This is a genomic window from Schlesneria sp. (genome assembly GCF_036405755.1).
GTDB classification, from domain to species: domain Bacteria; phylum Planctomycetota; class Planctomycetia; order Planctomycetales; family Planctomycetaceae; genus Schlesneria; species Schlesneria sphaerica.
Genome location: NZ_DASWWZ010000624.1, coordinates 14,024 through 30,900, shown reverse-complemented (window position 1 = coordinate 30,900; position 16,877 = coordinate 14,024). Strand labels below are relative to the sequence as shown.

The 16,877-nt window shown below is 56.1% G+C and carries 13 protein-coding genes; 6 read left to right on the top strand and 7 right to left on the bottom strand.

Annotated features, from left to right (window positions below; genetic code table 11):
- Positions 1-233: 233 nt before the first annotated feature.
- From VGE80_RS20780 to VGE80_RS20770, 3 genes are all read right to left on the bottom strand, one after another.
- Positions 234-803 carry a TlpA family protein disulfide reductase gene (locus VGE80_RS20780; RefSeq protein WP_373652926.1) on the bottom strand — a complete coding sequence of 190 codons (570 nt, stop codon included), beginning with the start codon at positions 801-803 and terminating at the stop codon, positions 234-236.
- A 6-nt stretch (positions 804-809) separates the two neighbouring features.
- A complete protein-coding gene (locus VGE80_RS20775) occupies positions 810-2,327 on the bottom strand; it encodes a carboxypeptidase M32 (protein ID WP_373652925.1) in 1,518 nt (505 codons plus the stop codon).
- A 322-nt stretch (positions 2,328-2,649) separates the two neighbouring features.
- Entirely contained in the window at positions 2,650-3,426 is a 777-nt protein-coding gene (locus VGE80_RS20770) for a methyltransferase domain-containing protein (RefSeq protein WP_373652924.1), read from the bottom strand.
- A gap of 514 nt (positions 3,427-3,940) precedes the next feature.
- On the opposite strand from VGE80_RS20770, the gene VGE80_RS20765 reads away from it, so the two are divergent.
- Positions 3,941-5,872 (top strand): hypothetical protein, encoded by a 1,932-nt coding sequence (locus tag VGE80_RS20765; RefSeq protein WP_440593982.1) that lies wholly within the window; start codon positions 3,941-3,943, stop codon positions 5,870-5,872.
- 123 nt (positions 5,873-5,995) lie between these two features.
- On the opposite strand, the gene VGE80_RS20760 is transcribed toward VGE80_RS20765, so the two are convergent.
- From VGE80_RS20760 to VGE80_RS20745, 4 genes are all read right to left on the bottom strand, one after another.
- Positions 5,996-6,781, bottom strand: a complete 786-nt coding sequence (locus VGE80_RS20760) for an SDR family NAD(P)-dependent oxidoreductase (RefSeq protein ID WP_397569383.1) — start codon at positions 6,779-6,781, stop codon at positions 5,996-5,998.
- A complete protein-coding gene (gene hflX / locus VGE80_RS20755) occupies positions 6,778-8,115 on the bottom strand; it encodes a GTPase HflX (RefSeq protein ID WP_397569384.1) in 1,338 nt (445 codons plus the stop codon). Before hflX ends, VGE80_RS20760 begins: the two co-directional genes overlap by 4 nt.
- A 153-nt stretch (positions 8,116-8,268) precedes the next feature.
- Positions 8,269-9,267: an NADPH:quinone reductase gene (locus tag VGE80_RS20750; protein WP_397569385.1), complete on the bottom strand. Its 999-nt coding sequence runs from the start codon at positions 9,265-9,267 to the stop codon at positions 8,269-8,271.
- 355 nt (positions 9,268-9,622) lie between these two features.
- Positions 9,623-10,417, bottom strand: coding sequence for a PhzF family phenazine biosynthesis protein (locus tag VGE80_RS20745; protein ID WP_440593981.1), 795 nt, complete (start codon positions 10,415-10,417; stop codon positions 9,623-9,625).
- A 350-nt stretch (positions 10,418-10,767) separates the two neighbouring features.
- Between VGE80_RS20745 and VGE80_RS20740 the strand changes: the two genes are divergently transcribed.
- The 5 genes from VGE80_RS20740 to VGE80_RS20720 all read left to right on the top strand — a co-directional run bounded on the left by VGE80_RS20740 (position 10,768) and on the right by VGE80_RS20720 (position 16,832).
- On the top strand, positions 10,768-11,013 hold the full coding sequence (locus VGE80_RS20740) for an acyl carrier protein (RefSeq protein WP_373652918.1): 246 nt from the start codon (positions 10,768-10,770) through the stop codon (positions 11,011-11,013).
- Positions 11,014-11,179: 166 nt separating this feature from the next.
- Complete coding sequence (locus tag VGE80_RS20735; RefSeq protein ID WP_440593980.1) at positions 11,180-11,953, top strand: acetyltransferase; 774 nt, start codon at positions 11,180-11,182, stop codon at positions 11,951-11,953.
- 37 nt (positions 11,954-11,990) lie between these two features.
- Positions 11,991-13,058 (top strand): 3-oxoacyl-ACP synthase III family protein, encoded by a 1,068-nt coding sequence (locus VGE80_RS20730; protein WP_440593979.1) that lies wholly within the window; start codon positions 11,991-11,993, stop codon positions 13,056-13,058.
- Between the two features lie 576 nt (positions 13,059-13,634).
- The gene (locus tag VGE80_RS20725; RefSeq protein ID WP_440593978.1) at positions 13,635-15,077 is read left to right on the top strand and encodes an acyltransferase family protein; all 1,443 of its coding nucleotides are present in this window, start codon (positions 13,635-13,637) and stop codon (positions 15,075-15,077) included.
- Positions 15,078-15,506: 429 nt separating this feature from the next.
- On the top strand, positions 15,507-16,832 hold the full coding sequence (locus VGE80_RS20720) for a nucleotide sugar dehydrogenase (RefSeq protein WP_440593977.1): 1,326 nt from the start codon (positions 15,507-15,509) through the stop codon (positions 16,830-16,832).
- The last annotated feature ends 45 nt before the right edge of the window (positions 16,833-16,877 follow it).

Here is a 16,877-nt window from a genome sequence, read left to right as displayed (position 1 = left end):
CGACTGGTTCCATCGTCTCGGCCTCGTCTTCCTGACCCAAAGGCACGCCGATTTACAACCATCTTAGAAACCGCCGGATACGATGAGTACGTCCGGTGGTGTGGGAGGACGGAGGGGGTAACCCCTCCTCCTACCCGATTGGCCGGAGTGCGGAGTGGCGGATTGCCCGGAACTCGGGAGGCCCCCCTGGGAAAGCGTCACTTCCGGACGGGCCCGACATTCTCTCAACGGCCTCAGGGAGTACGGCTCAGGGCTTCATCCAGCACCTTCTCCATCGAGGCGATTGACCCCTGATGGAAGCCGACTTCGTGGAAAATAATGCGGTTGTCGCGGTCGACGATCCAGAGCTGGGGAATTGCTTCGACTTCAAGTGCCTTCAGGGGTTCGATTGCCAGATAGGCATTCGGCCAGGGGATTTTTAACTTGTCGACAAACATGCGACTCATCTCCAACCCCTTCCGATCCCCTCCTTCTGACGTCAGTCCCAGGAATTTGACTCCCTTGCTCTGATACCGATCATGCAGGTCGATCAGATACGGAGCAATGGCCTGACAGGGAATGCACCAGAAGGCCCAGGCATCAACGACAAGGATCTGCCCCTTCAAGTCCTCAGGGCTTGGCCCTGGCTCGTTGATCCACCCCCCTGCCTCGATCGGTGGAAATGGCTTTCCGATCTGGGCCGAACTGTCAGGGGTGATCACCAGTCGGAGCACCCAGGCAACTATCAGCGCGATTGCCCCTGCAACGAGGATCCCTTTTGGAAAACCTCGGGGACCATCGGGGGGGGATAAATCGTCATTCATGAGGGATCACAATCCATAGAGTTCGGAGTACTTGGACTTCAGGTGGGCGATCAATGGCTGATGTGATAGTGTTTCGCCGGTGACTTTCTCGACAAGCGTCTTCGCTGGATATCGTTTCCCGTGGCGGTGAATCTTTTCGTTCAGCCAATTCTTCAGAGTTTTCAGTTTCCCGGTGGCAGAAAGCTCGTCGATGGCTCCTAAGTCGCGGTTTGCAGCAGCAAAAATTTGTGCGGCATACATGTTCCCCAGGGCGTACGTGGGGAAGTAACCCAGCAGTCCAGCACTCCAGTGAATGTCCTGCAAACATCCGTGGGAGTCATCGGGGACCGTCAAACCGAAGTAGCTCTTGAACTTTTCATTCCAGACACCGGGGACGTCTGCCGGTTTCAGGTCGCCCGCGATGAGCAATTGCTCGATCTCGAACCGCAGCATGATATGCAGGTTATACGTCACTTCGTCCGCTTCTACACGAATCAGTGAGGGGCGGACGTCGTTGATCGCGAAGTAGAACTCTTCCAGGGAAACGTCACCCAGCGCCTGGGGAAATGCCATCTGAGCCGTGGGGTAAAGATACTGCCAGAACGAACGACTGCGTCCGATGAAGTTTTCCCACAGACGTGACTGGGATTCATGAATTCCCAGGGAGGTCGACTGGCCGATCCCAAGCCCAAAGCTGTCGCGTGGCAGTCCCTGCTCGTAGATCCCGTGTCCCGATTCGTGCAGCACTCCGAAAAAGGCAGAGTTGAAATGGTGATCGTGGTAACGGGTGGTCAGTCGGCAGTCACCCGGACCAAATCCACTGCAGAAGGGATGGGCCGATTCATCGACGCGCCCTGCCTCGAAATCAAAGCCAATGGCTTTTGAGGCACCTTCGGCGAGCACAATCTGCGGTGTCTTGGGATAGTGTCGTGAAAGAATCTCGACGTGCGGACGTTTCGACGATTGCTGAATGGCTGCCACCAGTTTGACCAGTTCGTCTCTCAAGGGAGAGAAGACTTTTTCGACTTCTGCGGCCGTCATCCCTGGTTCGTAGTCATCCAGCAGAGCATCGTAGGGAATTCCCTGACCGTAGCCGACGGCCTGTGCTTCTTCCCGCTTCAGCCCGATCATCTTGTCGAGCCAGGGGAGGAACCGGGCGAAGTCAGAGTCTTCACGAGCCGAAATCCAGGCCTGCTGCGACAGCGTCGTGGTTCGAGACAGCTCTTCTACCAGTCTGCGTGGCAACTTCGTCTGCCGATCGTAAGTGCGCCGGGCTTCTCGCACGTTAACGGCCACATCGCCGTCGGAGTCACCCAGCTCACCACTCTTTTCCAGTTGTGACAAGAGTTCGCCAATCCGAGGCGAAGTCGCTCTCTCGTGTGCTAAACCGGCCAGCAAACCCAACTGGTCGGCCCGGTGGGTCGCCCCGTGTTTGGGCATAAAGGTCTGCTCATCCCAGCTCAGGACACTCGCGCAGGATCCCAAGAGCGCGGCATCCTTGAGTAAACGGCACAATTCTGAATAAAGATGATCTGTCTGAGACATGGGTTCTCCTGAATAAATTTGAGACTGGCATAATCTCACAGCGACAGAACTCACACAAGGACCAGGGCCGGGTCAGAGAGCCATTTGTGCGCGGCTACGGAGGCAGTATGACGGGTTACTGCTTCCGTGAGGCGGCGTTACGCCGGTCGGGGCCTCAACGAACCTGCGAAAAGCGTCGTACCGGGATTGATTCACTGACCGTGATGGCCGCCAGTTCACTCTGCTCCGCGCGTCAGATGCTCGTCCGCACAGGCAAGACATGATGATCGTTCTCTTGGCCAAATGGCGGGGGCGAGGGGAAGGCGTCTTTCGCCAGGGATCTTCAGGAACGGCGACGGGCGACCACGAAGGTTCGACGAAACGGAAAGAGGACTTTCCCATCGAGTCGTTTCGGATAAGCGAAGGAGGTCTGTTCGCGTAACTCGGTGAGAAAGGTGGCGCGATCGGTATCGGAGTTCAGATCTGCCAGAAACGGTCGCAGACCGGTGCTTGAGATCCACTGAATCACGGATTCGGCCGAATCCATGATGTGATAGTACTCGGTCTCCCAGACATCCAGGTGATCTGACTGATGACAAAGAAGATCATAGTAATCGTGTGGCGCTCGGCGGGGTAACGCGTTGCGAGCACCTCGTAATCGATCGTTCCACGCCGGCCTGCGTGAAATGTCGAAGATTAATTCTCGTACCGCAGGGAAGTGGTGGCTGGGAATTTGAAATGCCAATACACCACCAGGACTGACGTAGCTCATCAGCCGTGGAACTAATACGTCATGGTTAGGAAGCCACTGAAGCACAGCATTAGAAAATATCAGATCGACTTTGTTGAGTGGTTCCCACTGGGCTATATCCGCCAGCAACCATTCACAAGGAAGCGGTAACTTGCGGGCCGCAGCAATCATTTCCGTAGAACTGTCAATTCCTGTCAATTCCGATTTCGACCAGCGATTGTGGAGAATCCGGCTACTGTTACCGGGGCCACAGCCGAGGTCGATGATGGTACGAGGATTTTCCAGCGGAACGCGATTGCAGAGGTCAATCGCCGCTCGGGTTCGGTCATCCGCAAATTGCATGTACTGGTTCGGATTCCAATCAGTCATGGGCAATCCTGTCGCACAGGGCCGAGGTGGAAATATGAGAAGGCTCACCGCTCAACAGCGTGAGCCAGGACATTGTCGCTGAGCGGGTCGTCAATGTCGAACCGATCTGGTCCCCTGTACATCACGTTCCTCCATCTGGCCTTGTCGGTCAGGCAGAGTGGGGTAGATGAGTCGGGATATCGCTACGACGATCTTCAGAGGGGGCATGCTGAGCGTTTGTATGTAAATTATATCCGATGAGAGAACTGCGCTGATGTCCAGATCTGTCCCCGGGAGATGATAAGAATGAAATCAGTGTCCATGTTTTCACGTAGTGTATTCTTTGTGTGTAATTGCCGGCGGAAACTTATGACAGAGTTCGCATTATGCTGCAAATCTGACATTGAATGAAACTTCCACATCATTATCTTGTGAGCCATGTCGTGATTACTTTCATCAGGCAACGCCGTTCACTGATGGGTTCCGATCTCGAGTGAGGCGTCACTGGACCAGGGCAGTATCCCAGGAGGTTGTCATGAATTGGATTCATCGTCGGTGTTGCTGCTCACGTTCGTCGCTGGCCGTTTTCAGTCTCTTCTCAGGTCTCCTGGCGGGATGTTCGGGACCTGATTTCATCGTGGTGGAAACGACCGAGTACCATCTTTCTGAAGCGGATGAAACCAGTGGGCCGGATGATGGCTGGGCCCCCCGATCCGCTCCGTCGTTCGATCCGGCGCGTGTCTCTCCGCGAGTGAATAATGACATGGGGGTTAACCTCAGCGGCTGCGTGACGGAGCTGGATCTATCCGCGTTGAAGCCCGATCAGGACCAGAACCTGCTTAAGGTCCATTCCAACTTTCGTGATGCGTTAGCAAGCGTGCAATCGCACGGAATTCCAATCCTCCCCTCCGTCGATCTCATTGACGCAAAGTCCCGGCAGTTCGATGCCGGGTTGATCACCGCACTGGCAGAATTCTGGTTTCTGGGAGTTCCTGGAGCCACGCAAGGAGATCTTGGATTTCTGCAGCGGATTGGGAATGCCCTGCCCCCCGACAGTCGGGCAGCGGCCTATTTCGCGGCGGGACTCGATCTCGCTGAGATCCATCTCCCCATGACCAATGAGTCTGCCAAAGAGTACTTCGTGAGGCGTTATTCGTCTGAGGTAGCTCATTCCGAAGCCGCGGGCTTTCTCAAAGCCAGTGAAGTGCTCCAGAAATGTGATCGGGTTTATCGCTATTTCCAGATGGAGTTTGATCTGGATGACAATGACTGGATGCACCCGGTCGTTCAGGTTCTGAAATCCGATCCTTCGCTCGCCGCCGAGTATCGTCAGATACTGACGCGCTGGAGCCGGGTCGTGACACCATCGACACGACTCACCATTCTCGACCTGGTAGACACAGCGGACGCAATCGAACTGGTTCGTCTTCGCCGTGATCGAGACATCACGTCGAGTGCGGTATCGCTGTTTCCGCCACAGTCTCAGCGAGAATCGGAATTAGCTCGGCGGGTGTTTCCACTTGGTTGCCCGGATGACGAAGATCTCATCGGGGCCATGGTGCGAACGATTCATTCGGAGCATGTGGACGTCCGTCCGACCAAAGAAAGTGGATGGTGCGACTACCAGGCCTACGCACTGACCGCACTGCTTGTTCCCCAACTGGGGGATGAAGCACGCTCTCTGGCCTTCACAGGTCGGTATGCACGCCGTCGACTGGAAGTCCTCGAGGCGACCATGAAGAAGTTTGAAGTCATCCAGACTCACGAGGAGCAATTCCTGGCGACCGCACAGGCCAATGGCCAAGACGCAGCTCTCTTCCTGCCGAACCTGCGTCTTGAGCCCGCCCCCACCTACTATCTCCGTATGGCTCGATCTTACGAGTTCCTCGAACAGACATTGCGACAACTCATTGCCGAACCTCAGTTGATGCAGCTTTACGGTCATTCCGAGACCGGCAAGCGGTCTTTACCGCTGATTCAAGAACTGCAGGAACTGAAACTTCTATTCTACGGCTGTTACGCATTCTCGGCAGAAGACCTGGGGATGAAGGTCGACCTGGAACAGCGTGAGCAGCTGAAACTTGAGGAGTCTCGTCAGATCGCAAAAACGTGGTTAGGTAACCTTGCACACGATTTGGATCTGGGTGTCGATGCACGGACGATTATTCCGGTGACCAGTGATTCTCATCGGCAGGTGACATCCGCTCTGGCGACACTCGGTGTCAGGTTCTGTCGGCTGGGGGTCAAATATCGAGATCGAGCGGCCCCGCACGTCAAAGGAAGTGACTCAGCAGAATGGAAGTCAATTGAGCCGACGCAACTGGGCCAGACGACCTATCTGCTTCCCGTCAGTGACAGCAGTTCCGTCAAGATTCCGCGGTCTCAGGTTCCGACTCGCATCGCGCTTCGAAGGCTGTGCGACGAACTTATGGGACGGGAAGAAGTCCTGCGGCGTCTTCAATTATAAACAGGGGCGGATCCTTCGAGGTCTTCTGGGCGTGCGACCCTCGAAGTACGGGAAGGTGGACGTGGGCCGGCCGAGATCCGATGTTCGCAGGTGATCGCGACCAGGCCGTCCCTCAGTCCCTGCTCATTCGCAGAGCTTTACCTGGAATCCCGAGATCATCATGCCGCTATCGACCGTCAGGGTCTGACCCGTCACCAGCTTGCTTCCTGTGACAAGGCTCAGGATGCATTCCGCGACATCATCCGGCTCACACACCCGCCCAAGTGGCAGGGCTTGTTCGAACGAGGCCTTGACTCGATCGTAGTTTGGCCCCAGTCCTCCTTCGGTCCAGCGTCCCGCGATGAAGCCGGGGGCAACGCCGTTGACGCGGATTCGCGGGGCGAACGTGCGCGAAAGGGAAACGGTCAGGTTGTCGAGGGCCGCTTTTGAGCAGCAATAAGGGATTGAACTCCCCTGTCCCAGCAATGCGGCTACGCTGGAGACATTGATAATGGTACCGCCGCCCGACCGCTCCATCGGCTCGCGCACCGCGCGAGCACAGTGAAACGCACCGACGACGTTGACTTTAAACAGTCGTTCCCAGACATCGTCAGTCACCTGTTCGAGATCATCGAAAGGAATGAACTCGGTCGTTCCGGCGCAGTTGATCAGCACATCAATGCGTCCCCACGTCGCCACGACGGTGTCCACCATCTTGCGAACCGCGAGATCGTCTGCGACATCCACCCGATAGGCGGTACCGCGAACACCACGCTGGGTAATTTCTGCAGCTGTTTGTTCTGCCTCTTCAATCGACCGGGAGTAAATGACCGCGACATCATAGCCGAGATCGGCGAGTCGCAGTGCGGTGCACCGTCCGACGCCGGTTCCACCCCCTGTGACGATCGCGACTTTCTTCGAGAGGCTCATAAAGTTCCTTCAGCGGCAGTAGAAGCAGGTTGTGGCTGCGCAGTGTCCGAGAGAACCCGTACGGTCGTTCCCTCGCCGCTGACGCGCCAGAGAATGTTTCTCGCAATCCGGCAACGCAAGATCGCGGTGGAATCTTCGTAGCGGGTGTCGGTCACTTCGGCATGCTCGGCCAGAAAGGCGAAAAGCTTCCCGTTTCCGGCCGATGTGACGATCTCGGCATCGACGTAGCCTTCGCCCAGCAGTTCGCCGACAAGCGTTCCGAGCTTGTCGAAGCCTTCCCGTGTCCGGGCCGAAACAGTGACAGAGTGCTCGTACTTGGCTCGTAGAACGTCGATCAAGCCCCGGTCGCGTACCGCATCGATCTTGTTCAAGACCAGGATGAAGTTGCGTCGTTCGACACCGATTTCGTCCAGCACCCGCTCCACCGTTTCCACCTGATCTTCGGCTTCGGGGTTCGACACGTCGACGACATGCATCAGGAGGTCGGCCTGGCGGGCTTCTTCGAGTGTCGATTTGAACGAGGCGATCAACGAGTGCGGCAGGTCGCGCACGAATCCGACGGTGTCGCTCAGGAGGACATCTCCCCAGGCAGGGATGGACCATTTCCGGGTTCGCGTATCCAGCGTGGCAAACAACTGGTCGGCGACATAGACGTCCGCCCCGGTCAGGGCGTTCATCAGGGTGCTTTTTCCGGCGTTTGTATAACCGACGAGAGACACCAGAGGATGAGACTCGCGCTGGCGAACCATTCGTTCGCGGCGGATCTCCACTTCGGCCAGTTTGGTCTTCAGCTCATCAATCCGTTGATCGATGATCCGGCGGTCGGTTTCGATTTGCTTTTCACCGGGACCTCGACTGGCACCAATCCCCCCCTCGATTCGCTCAAGGTGAGTCCACATCCGTTTCAGTCGGGTACGGGTGTACTGAAGCTGAGCCAGTTCCACCTGAAGCCGCGATTCGGCTGTGCGGGCATGTGTCGCGAAGATGTCGAGAATCAACTCACTACGGTCGACGATGATGCGCTTGGTGGCCTGTTCCAAGTACCGACCCTGGGCGGGAGTCAGATTGTTGTCGAAGATAATCAGTTTCGCACCGGTCGCGTCGACGAGGTCTTTCAGTTCCTCGATCTTACCACTTCCGAGGCAGGTGCCCGGATGAGGACGTCCGCGTCGTTGAACCAGTTCACCAACGACTTTGACGCCTGCTGTCTTTACCAGCCCCTTCAATTCATCCAGTGCTTGTTCTTTGCCCAGGTTGCGACTCGGATCCGGCACGGAAACAAGCACTGCAGTCTGGTTTTGAACTTTCAGGTCTTCTCGAATGGGTTCAGCCAAGTGAAATTCCGTTCTGGTCGATTGTTACCAACGCATTCCCGACAAGGGGCCCGGCAAAGCTGCCGTGGCAGTAAGCTGACACGGCAGCGACTCGCTACGTTCGCCCCAACCCCTTGCGGTGTCCTTTGCAGTATCGAGGAGACGACCGATTGGCTATGGCGTCAGGACGATTTTGCCGTGGATGGTCCCTTGCTTCTGCAGGGTATTATCTTCCTGCATCTGATGTGCCAAAGCGGCGTCGCTCAGCGGCAGGACTTTTCCGATCATCGGCTTCCAGCGTTTGAACTCATAAAGCGTGTTCAGCTTGTCTGCGGCCGCTCGCTGTTCTTCCGGTGACCCATTGAACATGGCGAAGCCAATCATCCTTAAGTCCTTGACGTAGAAAGGACCGACGGGAAATTCAGGTCGGGCGGCACGACCGGCCATGAGTATGATGCGTCCGCGGGGAGCCATCGACGAGACGGTCCGATCCAAGGTGGGCTCCCGCTGAGTTTCGAACCAGACGTGGATGCCTCCATGAGGGAGGCTGAAGGCCCGAATCTGATCGTCGAGGTTATGGGAGTTGTAATCGAGGACCAGATCAGCACCCAGCTTACGGCAGATGTCCATGCTCTGCTCGCTACCGCCGGTTGTAATGACGAATGCTCCCGCCGCTTTGGCCAGTTGAACGACCGAGGAACCCACGCCCCCTGAACCACCGTTGACGAAGACCACTTCGCCCGGGCTCAATTCAGCGTGCAGGAAAAGCCCCATGTGTGCGGTCAATCCGACGAGCGCGCCGGCCGCAGCCTCTTCGTCAGATTGCTTAGCGGGGGTCGCGTACAGCCAGCGTTCGTCGACTGATGCATACTCCGCGAAAGAGCCTCGGCGGCCGAACAGGCCCTGGTTGCTACCCCAGACTCGGTCACCCGCCTTGAATCGTTTGACTTCGCTGCCGACTTTCTCGACCGTTCCTGCCAGGTCACAACCGATGATGTAAGGAAAGTGCGAGATCATCGATACGACGCCCGCTCGAATGTAAGTGTCGATGGGGTTCACGGCGACGGCCCCCACTTTCACCAGAACCTCCGTGGGTCGTGGCTCTGGGGTTGGCAGGTCACCATATTCGATGACATCAGGAGCACCAGTCTGGCGGATAAAGGCGGCTTTCATCGATGTGGCTCCTTGTTAGTCTCTCTTCTGGCCCAAACGGCGTAACTGTCGCAAGGCGCGGGGATTATACTGGCAGACCCTGAACGTGTCCGCGCTATTTGACTGGGAATACGAAATAACTTTTCGCTCGCGTTCTTTCATTTCGGGTCCGGAGCCGACAAGGGACCCGTTTTTTGGCGGAAAGTTCACAATTCCTTAAGAGAATGAGCAATTTGGGGAACATGATCTTGGGAAGTAGTCCCCTCAGGGCGAAAGAGAGTGTTTCCGCTGATGAGGTTCGTCCTCACGCTGGTCTATCGCGCGGGTTTCATGACCCTCGCAGGTCCGAGCATTACGGCCTGCACGCAACGGCGGACTAACAGAAGCACTCACCCTTCCAGACAACGACCGCCTGACCTCCGAGTACAACTCGGTCATCGTTCAGACGGAGTCGAAGCACACCCCCGCGTGACGACGCCTGATAGGCCGACAGGGCTGTTTTTCCCAACCGGCCCGCCCAGTAGGGTGTCAGGCAGCAGTGCGCCGAACCGCAGACAGGATCTTCATTCACTCCCATTGCCGGAGCAAAAAAACGGGAAATGAAGTCGTACCGGGAGTCATCGGAAGGGGCCGTGACAATGATTCCCAGCGTCTGCTCATGAATAAGGCGGGCAAAATCCGGTTGCAGATTTCGGACAGTCGTTGGAGTATCCACCACAACGAGCATGTAAAACCGGGAACGGGCAACGATCGCTGAGTCGATTCCCAACGCCGGCAGCAAGTTCTCGCTGGGGGTGACGACCGTCGCCGGGGTCGCGGGAAAGTCCATCTCAATGAACTGGTCCGCGCGAGAACACTTCAAAAGTCCACTTCGAGTCTGGAATTCCAGCGGCTGGTCCAGCGAGCAGAGACCATCGGACCACAGTGCATGCGCCGTGGCCAGTGTGGCATGTCCGCAAAGGTCCACTTCCATTGTGGGTGTAAACCATCGTAGCTCAAGCGACCCGTCACGTGGACGCACGAATGCCGTCTCTGAAAGGTTCATTTCTGCCGCGACGGATTGCATCCACTCGGTCTCGCGGTCAGTCTCGAGCCAGCAGACGGCCGCGGGATTGCCGCCGAAACGTCTGTCGGTGAAGGCGTCAACTTGCCAGCAACGGATGCCGCGCATGGGTTTCCTCGATTCAAAAGGGGGTTTGCTTAACAGCAGATTTTATGATGTGCAGCAGAGGAAGTGGAATCATTACGGATTCTTAATTGTCTATTGGCGTTGACACGGTTGTGAACCATTGGGTTCGTCGGATTCAAGTTTCGATGGGGGATGGTCGAACTTATCTAAGCGTAACGCCCGGCAAAGTCGCTTCGATCGTCACAGATTTCAACGGCTTCGACTGAGGTTTCGCGAAGCTGTTCAGCACCAGTCCGAAGAGACCAACATGTCGGTCTCTCTCGAGATCAAGTATGGGCAGCTACTGATTTTCTCTCACTGCATTCCACGCGATTTTTTTGGGGGGGCCCAAGATGGACGAATCCGTCTTTCTTCAGCAAATGGACGAACTGTTCGATCTCGAACCGGGCACTCTGGATTTATCCTGTGTGATTGAAGAGACACCCGGTTGGAGTTCGTTGACATTTCTCGGGCTGATCGCGCTCGTCGATGAAGCGTATCAGACCGCGATCAAGCCACGACAACTGATGCAGCACGCGACATTCGGCGAGCTCTACTCGTACCTGGAAACGCGTTATTCAAGCTCTGTCGTGACTTGACCATCGACATGGATCACAGGCCCGCAGTTCATGCCGGTGCTGCCAACTACCGTATGGATCGTCACTTTCCGTCCCCGCAGACCGGGTGACGGAAGATCTGGCAGGTAAGGGATTTTGATCCCCGTACGGAATGAGTTCTGCGAATCCCTCATCTTTGGAGGTGGCGATGACGTTTCGCGTAGTGAGCGAGGAACCTGACGAGTTGGAACCCAATCCGCCGGTTCCACTCATCGTCGATGGCCGCAATTTGACACCCCAGGGGGCTCAGGCAACTCGGTGGTTGATTGTGGGGGCCGGGGGGTTCGGACGCGAGGTCTATTCATGGACGTTTGGGCGACTTTGGTCAACCGCATCGGACCAACATGTCGCTTTTCTGGATGATAACCCGCACGCACTGGACCCGTTCCCACGGCTGAAATCGTGCTGGAGTGGGAGGATTTCCGACTACTCGCCTCTTCCGGGTGATCGTCTGTTGATGGCCCTGGGTGACCCCGCAGCGAAACTCACCATCGGAAAGACTCTGCAATCGCGAGGGGCCGTCTTTGCCTCGTATGTCCATCCCTCTGCCATCATCGCGCAGGATGTGCAGATCGGCGTCGGCTGTGTGATATGTCCATTTGCTGTCACATGCTGTAATGTCCGTCTGGGGGACTTCGTGCTGATGAACGTCGGCTCGCTCGCCGGACACGATTCGGTCATCGGGGACGGCTGTACGCTGTCGCCTCATTCCGATGTGGCGGGACAAGTTCAACTCGAACGCGGTGTTTTTCTCGGCTGTCAGACCGTGATCGTTCCCAACACTCGAGTGGGGGAATTTTCACGGATTGGAGCGGGAAGCGTCGTCATCAGTAATGTCCGGGCTGGTGTCAGCATGATGGGTGTTCCTGCCAAGCGAATTAACTGGATGAAAAACGACGACGAAGAATTGCTGGCGAGCTAGCTCTCCAGCAACGTCGAGAAAATTGAGAGTTCTGCTCATGTACGCGTCGATTGTCGCTGTCGAGTACCATCTTCCCGGTCATGTCATCGGGAATGACGAAGTCGCCCAACTGGCTCCGAACTGGACTGCAGACAAAATTCTCCAGAAAACGGGAATTGCCGAGCGTCACGTCGCCGCAGACACGGAATGTTCTTCTGACCTTGCATTTCACGCCGCGGAAAAACTGTTTCAGTCCGGGGTCTGCAGCCGCGAGGAGATCGACTTTATTCTCTTCTGCACACAGTCGCCGGACTACCTGCTTCCGACTTCCGCGTGTCTGTTGCAGGACCGACTGAAGCTGCGAACCGGCATCGGGGCGCTTGACTTCAATCTTGGTTGTTCCGGCTACATCTACGGTCTGGGACTGGCTCAGGGGCTGATTGAAACAGGTCAGGCGAAGACGGTGTTGTTCCTGACGGGAGAAACTTACAGCAAATTTCTGCGCGAGGGAGACGTCGGAGTTCGTTCGCTGTTCGGCGATGCGGGCTCAGCCACGTTGATTCGCGCGGTGGAAAGCGATCGCCCTCTTTTCGGTCCCTATGTGTATGGGACCGATGGAAAAGGGGCCGAAAACCTGATTCTCAAACGCCACTCACTCCGCACCGAAGGGGACTTGCCGCAGGGGACAGCCTGTGGAGCCCAGGTGGGGGAAACGGTGGCGTTGGATTCCGGAGCTGCAACCGCGACTGACAGCTCCGGATCCGAAAATTTTCTGTATATGAACGGCCCCGAGATCTTCAGTTTCGCTCTCGATGCCGTTCCGCGTGCAGTGAATGAACTCTTAAGTCGGGCGCAATTAGCCCTGCACGACATTGACCTGTTTGTCTTTCATCAGGCCAATGAATTCATGTTGAATCGATTGAAGTCGAAGCTGCAGATTCCGGATGACCGCTTCGTGCTGGCTCTCAAAGAGTACGGAAACACCGTTTCGTCGACGATTCCAATCGCACTGCAAACGGTGCTCGCCGACGGTCGGCTGAAGCTGGGCATGCAAGTAATGCTGGTTGGCTTCGGAGTCGGTTATTCCTGGGGAGCCATGCTGCTGCGAGTACCCGTCAAGTCCTGACAGGGCTCAATGAATCGCGCGTCTTCACAGTCGGACTGTCGCCGTCTGACCGGAAAGTGGACTCGCGATTTCGTGGGCGCTTTCCCGCTTCTGAATCGCTGCGGCAGCGAAGATCCGCAGTTCAGCGCCCAAGCCCCTGCTCTTCTGAACGGGTTAAACGAAGCGAGGTAGACGCACCTCTCTTGATTGCAGCGCCGGAGCGCGCAAGTTGCTCACTGCGGGAATGTTCTCTCCCCTTGTGCAGCTTCATGCGTCGTGAACTGACTGGGTGGCAGAACGGAAGAGGCGCAACCTCGCTGAGACAGCACCTCGACTTCGCTACGACTCGAGTCCGTGAGCCCTCCTCGGCGGTCCACGTTGCCTTCGTCTGTCAGCCCTCGTCGTCGAGCGGGAAAAATGACGTATCCCCTCCCCCGCTCGCCGTGCGCATGGCAGTCTGCGTAGAACGGGATGTCTCCGTAAGAGTGGGTGAGTTTTTTCTTTGCGTGGAAAAAAAGTTGCAGTCAGAGTCTGGGATCTTGGTCGGGGATGTTAAGAGAAACCGATAATAAGGAGTAAGTAGCCTAGAGGCTGTTAATGTTGCACAGGATGTCTGTAATGGATTACGGAATGATGTCTCATTCGGGGCCTCTGGCTTCGAGGCGATCCACGGATGGTCTTGGGAAGACGAAGTCGACTCGTTACCAGACCCTGGATCACTGGAGAGGGCTGGCATGCCTTATTATTGTAATCCATCATGCATTATTACCGATGTGCGATTATAGCATTAGTGAAGTCGCCGCTGTCTCGACCGCTTCGTCGACGAATGATGCTGAGGTTGCTTCATCATCAATGCCTGTCGCGGCGGGTGCCTCTTCAGCGAGTCACACGAACGCATCAAAATTGCGTAACTGGCTGGTTGCCCGGTTGCGGGTCGGTGTCCAGTTCTTTTTTGTCATCAGCGGATACTGCATTGCTGCGACCGCCTGGTCGCTCGTGAATCAGGGGACGCCGATCACGAGTTATTTCCGGCGCCGTCTGGTCAGGATTCTTCCTGCCTATTGGGTTGCGTTACTCGGTTCAGTCCTGGCCTGCTTTGTAATTGACTCTATTAGCCCGGGAGTACTTCAGCAGTTGCCCTGGTCGTTGACCATGCCGTGGAACCTGTCACCCATTCAATGGGTCAGCAGCATCACGTTGACAGAAGCCTGGGTAAGTTATGCCTTACAGACATCTCCCGAATACTTTCCTATCCAGGCGTGGACACTGTGTTATGAGCTGCAATTCTATGTCGTGTTTGGTGTCTTGCTGGGGTTCTCAGGCCACCGTTTTTTTCGCACAACAGCCCTTTTCACACTCGCGATTGCTGTCATCGACCTGCTCTTCCTCAACTATCAAGTTCGTATTCGGGGTCTGTTTTTCGATGAGCACTGGTTTATGTTTGCGGTCGGGATTGGCCTGTTCTGGGACTTGAATCAAGCGACGTCCGCTCAGGCGATTCGCTGCCGCATCGCGCTCGCACTCGCAATGGCGGGACTGGCGACTCTGGCGTTAACGACCAGTTTGTTCGGTATCAATTCCCAATTTTCCGCGTGGAGAATCATCGAAGCGGTTGCGTTTGCCGGTCTTCTTCTCGGTCTCAAACGCTATGACGACCGGATCGCTCGGATGAAAGGACTTCGCTGGCTCAAGTCGTGCGGAGTCATGTCGTATAGTATTTATCTGACTCATCTGTTTCCGGTCAAATTTTTGAGCCAGCAATTGATTGCGGCGGGATTCAGCGATGATCTGTCGCTCGTTCTGGTCTGCATCCCGTTAGTCCTGCTGTTGTCCATCTCGATGGGTTATATCTTCCATGTTCTGATAGAACGTCGCTTCCTGACGGAAACGGCCCCGCAAAGCCGGGTCGTACCGTCGGACATGCAACCCATTATTATTCCGCTTCCCAGGGTTTCCCGAGATGTATGGCCTGAGACGGGCGAAGCTGCCTCGGTTGCAGCCGTCATTCAAGGTTCCCACCCTGCTCCCCGCGCGGCCTAGTCGGGGACGGACAATCCTGAATCTGTAACGACCGACAGATCGATGATTGTGAACGCGAACCGGATCCGGTTCGCGTTTCTTTATTCAGCGTTGTGCCGGACCGGCAGCAACTCAGACGCCGTCGCCAGGTCTTGTGAGAGCTTTTCACGTGCATCGTGGTTCGGGAATCACGTGGCTCACTCCCCCCCCTTTTTTTCAGACGCATCGCCGTCCTGACGACAGGCAAGCCAGCTCTTGAGGGCTGCACGATGAGGGTGTCGGCAGACGCCAATTTTGACAGATGGCATTGCTCTGATTGGGATATTTCGTAAACTCCAATCGCCTATCTGTTAACGGAAAATCGCCACCCGGACTGCACGGCTGCGGTATCAGGCCACTTTTTCTTAATACGCGCGATAGTTATCCGGTTTGCTCGAAAATGGATTGACGATGTCAACACACGGACTTGCTGAAAAAATTGCAGACAAAACGGCGATCGTGGGCGTGATTGGCCTCGGCTACGTCGGTCTACCCTTGATTCGAGCCTTCGCCCGCGCGGGTTTCCGGACCATGGGATTTGATGTCGATCAGTCGAAGGTCGACAAGCTGAAGTCCGGCCAAAGTTACATCAAACATATCGATAGCGCGGCGATCGCACGCCTGATTCAGGAACAGCAATTCGAACCGACATCGGATATGCAGCGACTACGGGAAGCCGACTGCATCATCATTTGCGTTCCGACGCCATTGAACGAGAGTCGTGATCCTGATTTGAGCTATATCGAGGGGACGGCGCGGTCGATCGCGGCAACTCTCCGTCCTGGTCAACTCGTCGTGCTCGAGAGTACGACTCACCCGACGACGACCCGCGAGAACGTCTTGCCGGTCCTGAACGCCACGGGTCTGACGGCAGGCAAGGACTTCTTTCTGGCGTTCAGCCCCGAACGTGAGGATCCCGGTAATCCGAATTTTGAAGCGTCGACAATTCCCAAGGTTGTGGGTGGATATGACACCCTCAGCGGGGATCTCGCCTGTGCCATGTACGGTCACGCCGTCGTGAAAGTGGTCCGGGTCTCGAGCATGGAAGTGGCGGAAGCGGCCAAGATTCTGGAAAATACCTATCGCGCCGTGAACATTGCGATGGTGAACGAGCTGAAAATGCTCTACGACAAGATGGGTATCGATGTCTGGGAAGTCATCGATGCGGCGAAGACGAAGCCGTTCGGCTTCCAGGCGTTCTACCCCGGACCCGGACTGGGTGGGCACTGTATTCCGATCGATCCGTTCTATCTGACATGGCTGGCACGCAAGTGGGGCGAACAGACCCGGTTCATCGAACTGGCAGGGGAAATCAATACCCACATGCCGCAATACGTGATTTCGCAATTGGCGGAATTCCTGAACGAAGCGGGCAAGCCGATTAAAGGGAGCCGCATTTGTATCCTCGGCGCGGCCTACAAGAAGGACGTCGATGACCCGCGAGAGAGTCCCTCATTCGAATTGATGAAGCTCTTGCTCAAGCGAGGGGCCCTGCTCACCTACAATGATCCTCACGTCCCCTCTCTTCCGAAGATGCGGCACTATCCCGACCTGCCGGCGATGGATAGCCAGCCGTTGACTCCTGAGTTCCTGGCTGAACAGGACTGTGTCCTGATTTCGACTGATCACTCAGCGTACGACCACGACTTTATTGTCAAACATAGTCGCATGGTGCTCGACACGCGGAATGCCACGAAGAACGTTAAGGACGGTCGCGAGAAGATCTTCAAGGCCTAGTCACCCACAGCCGTTCTGTGATTGCCATCACGGTATCCTTTTCTG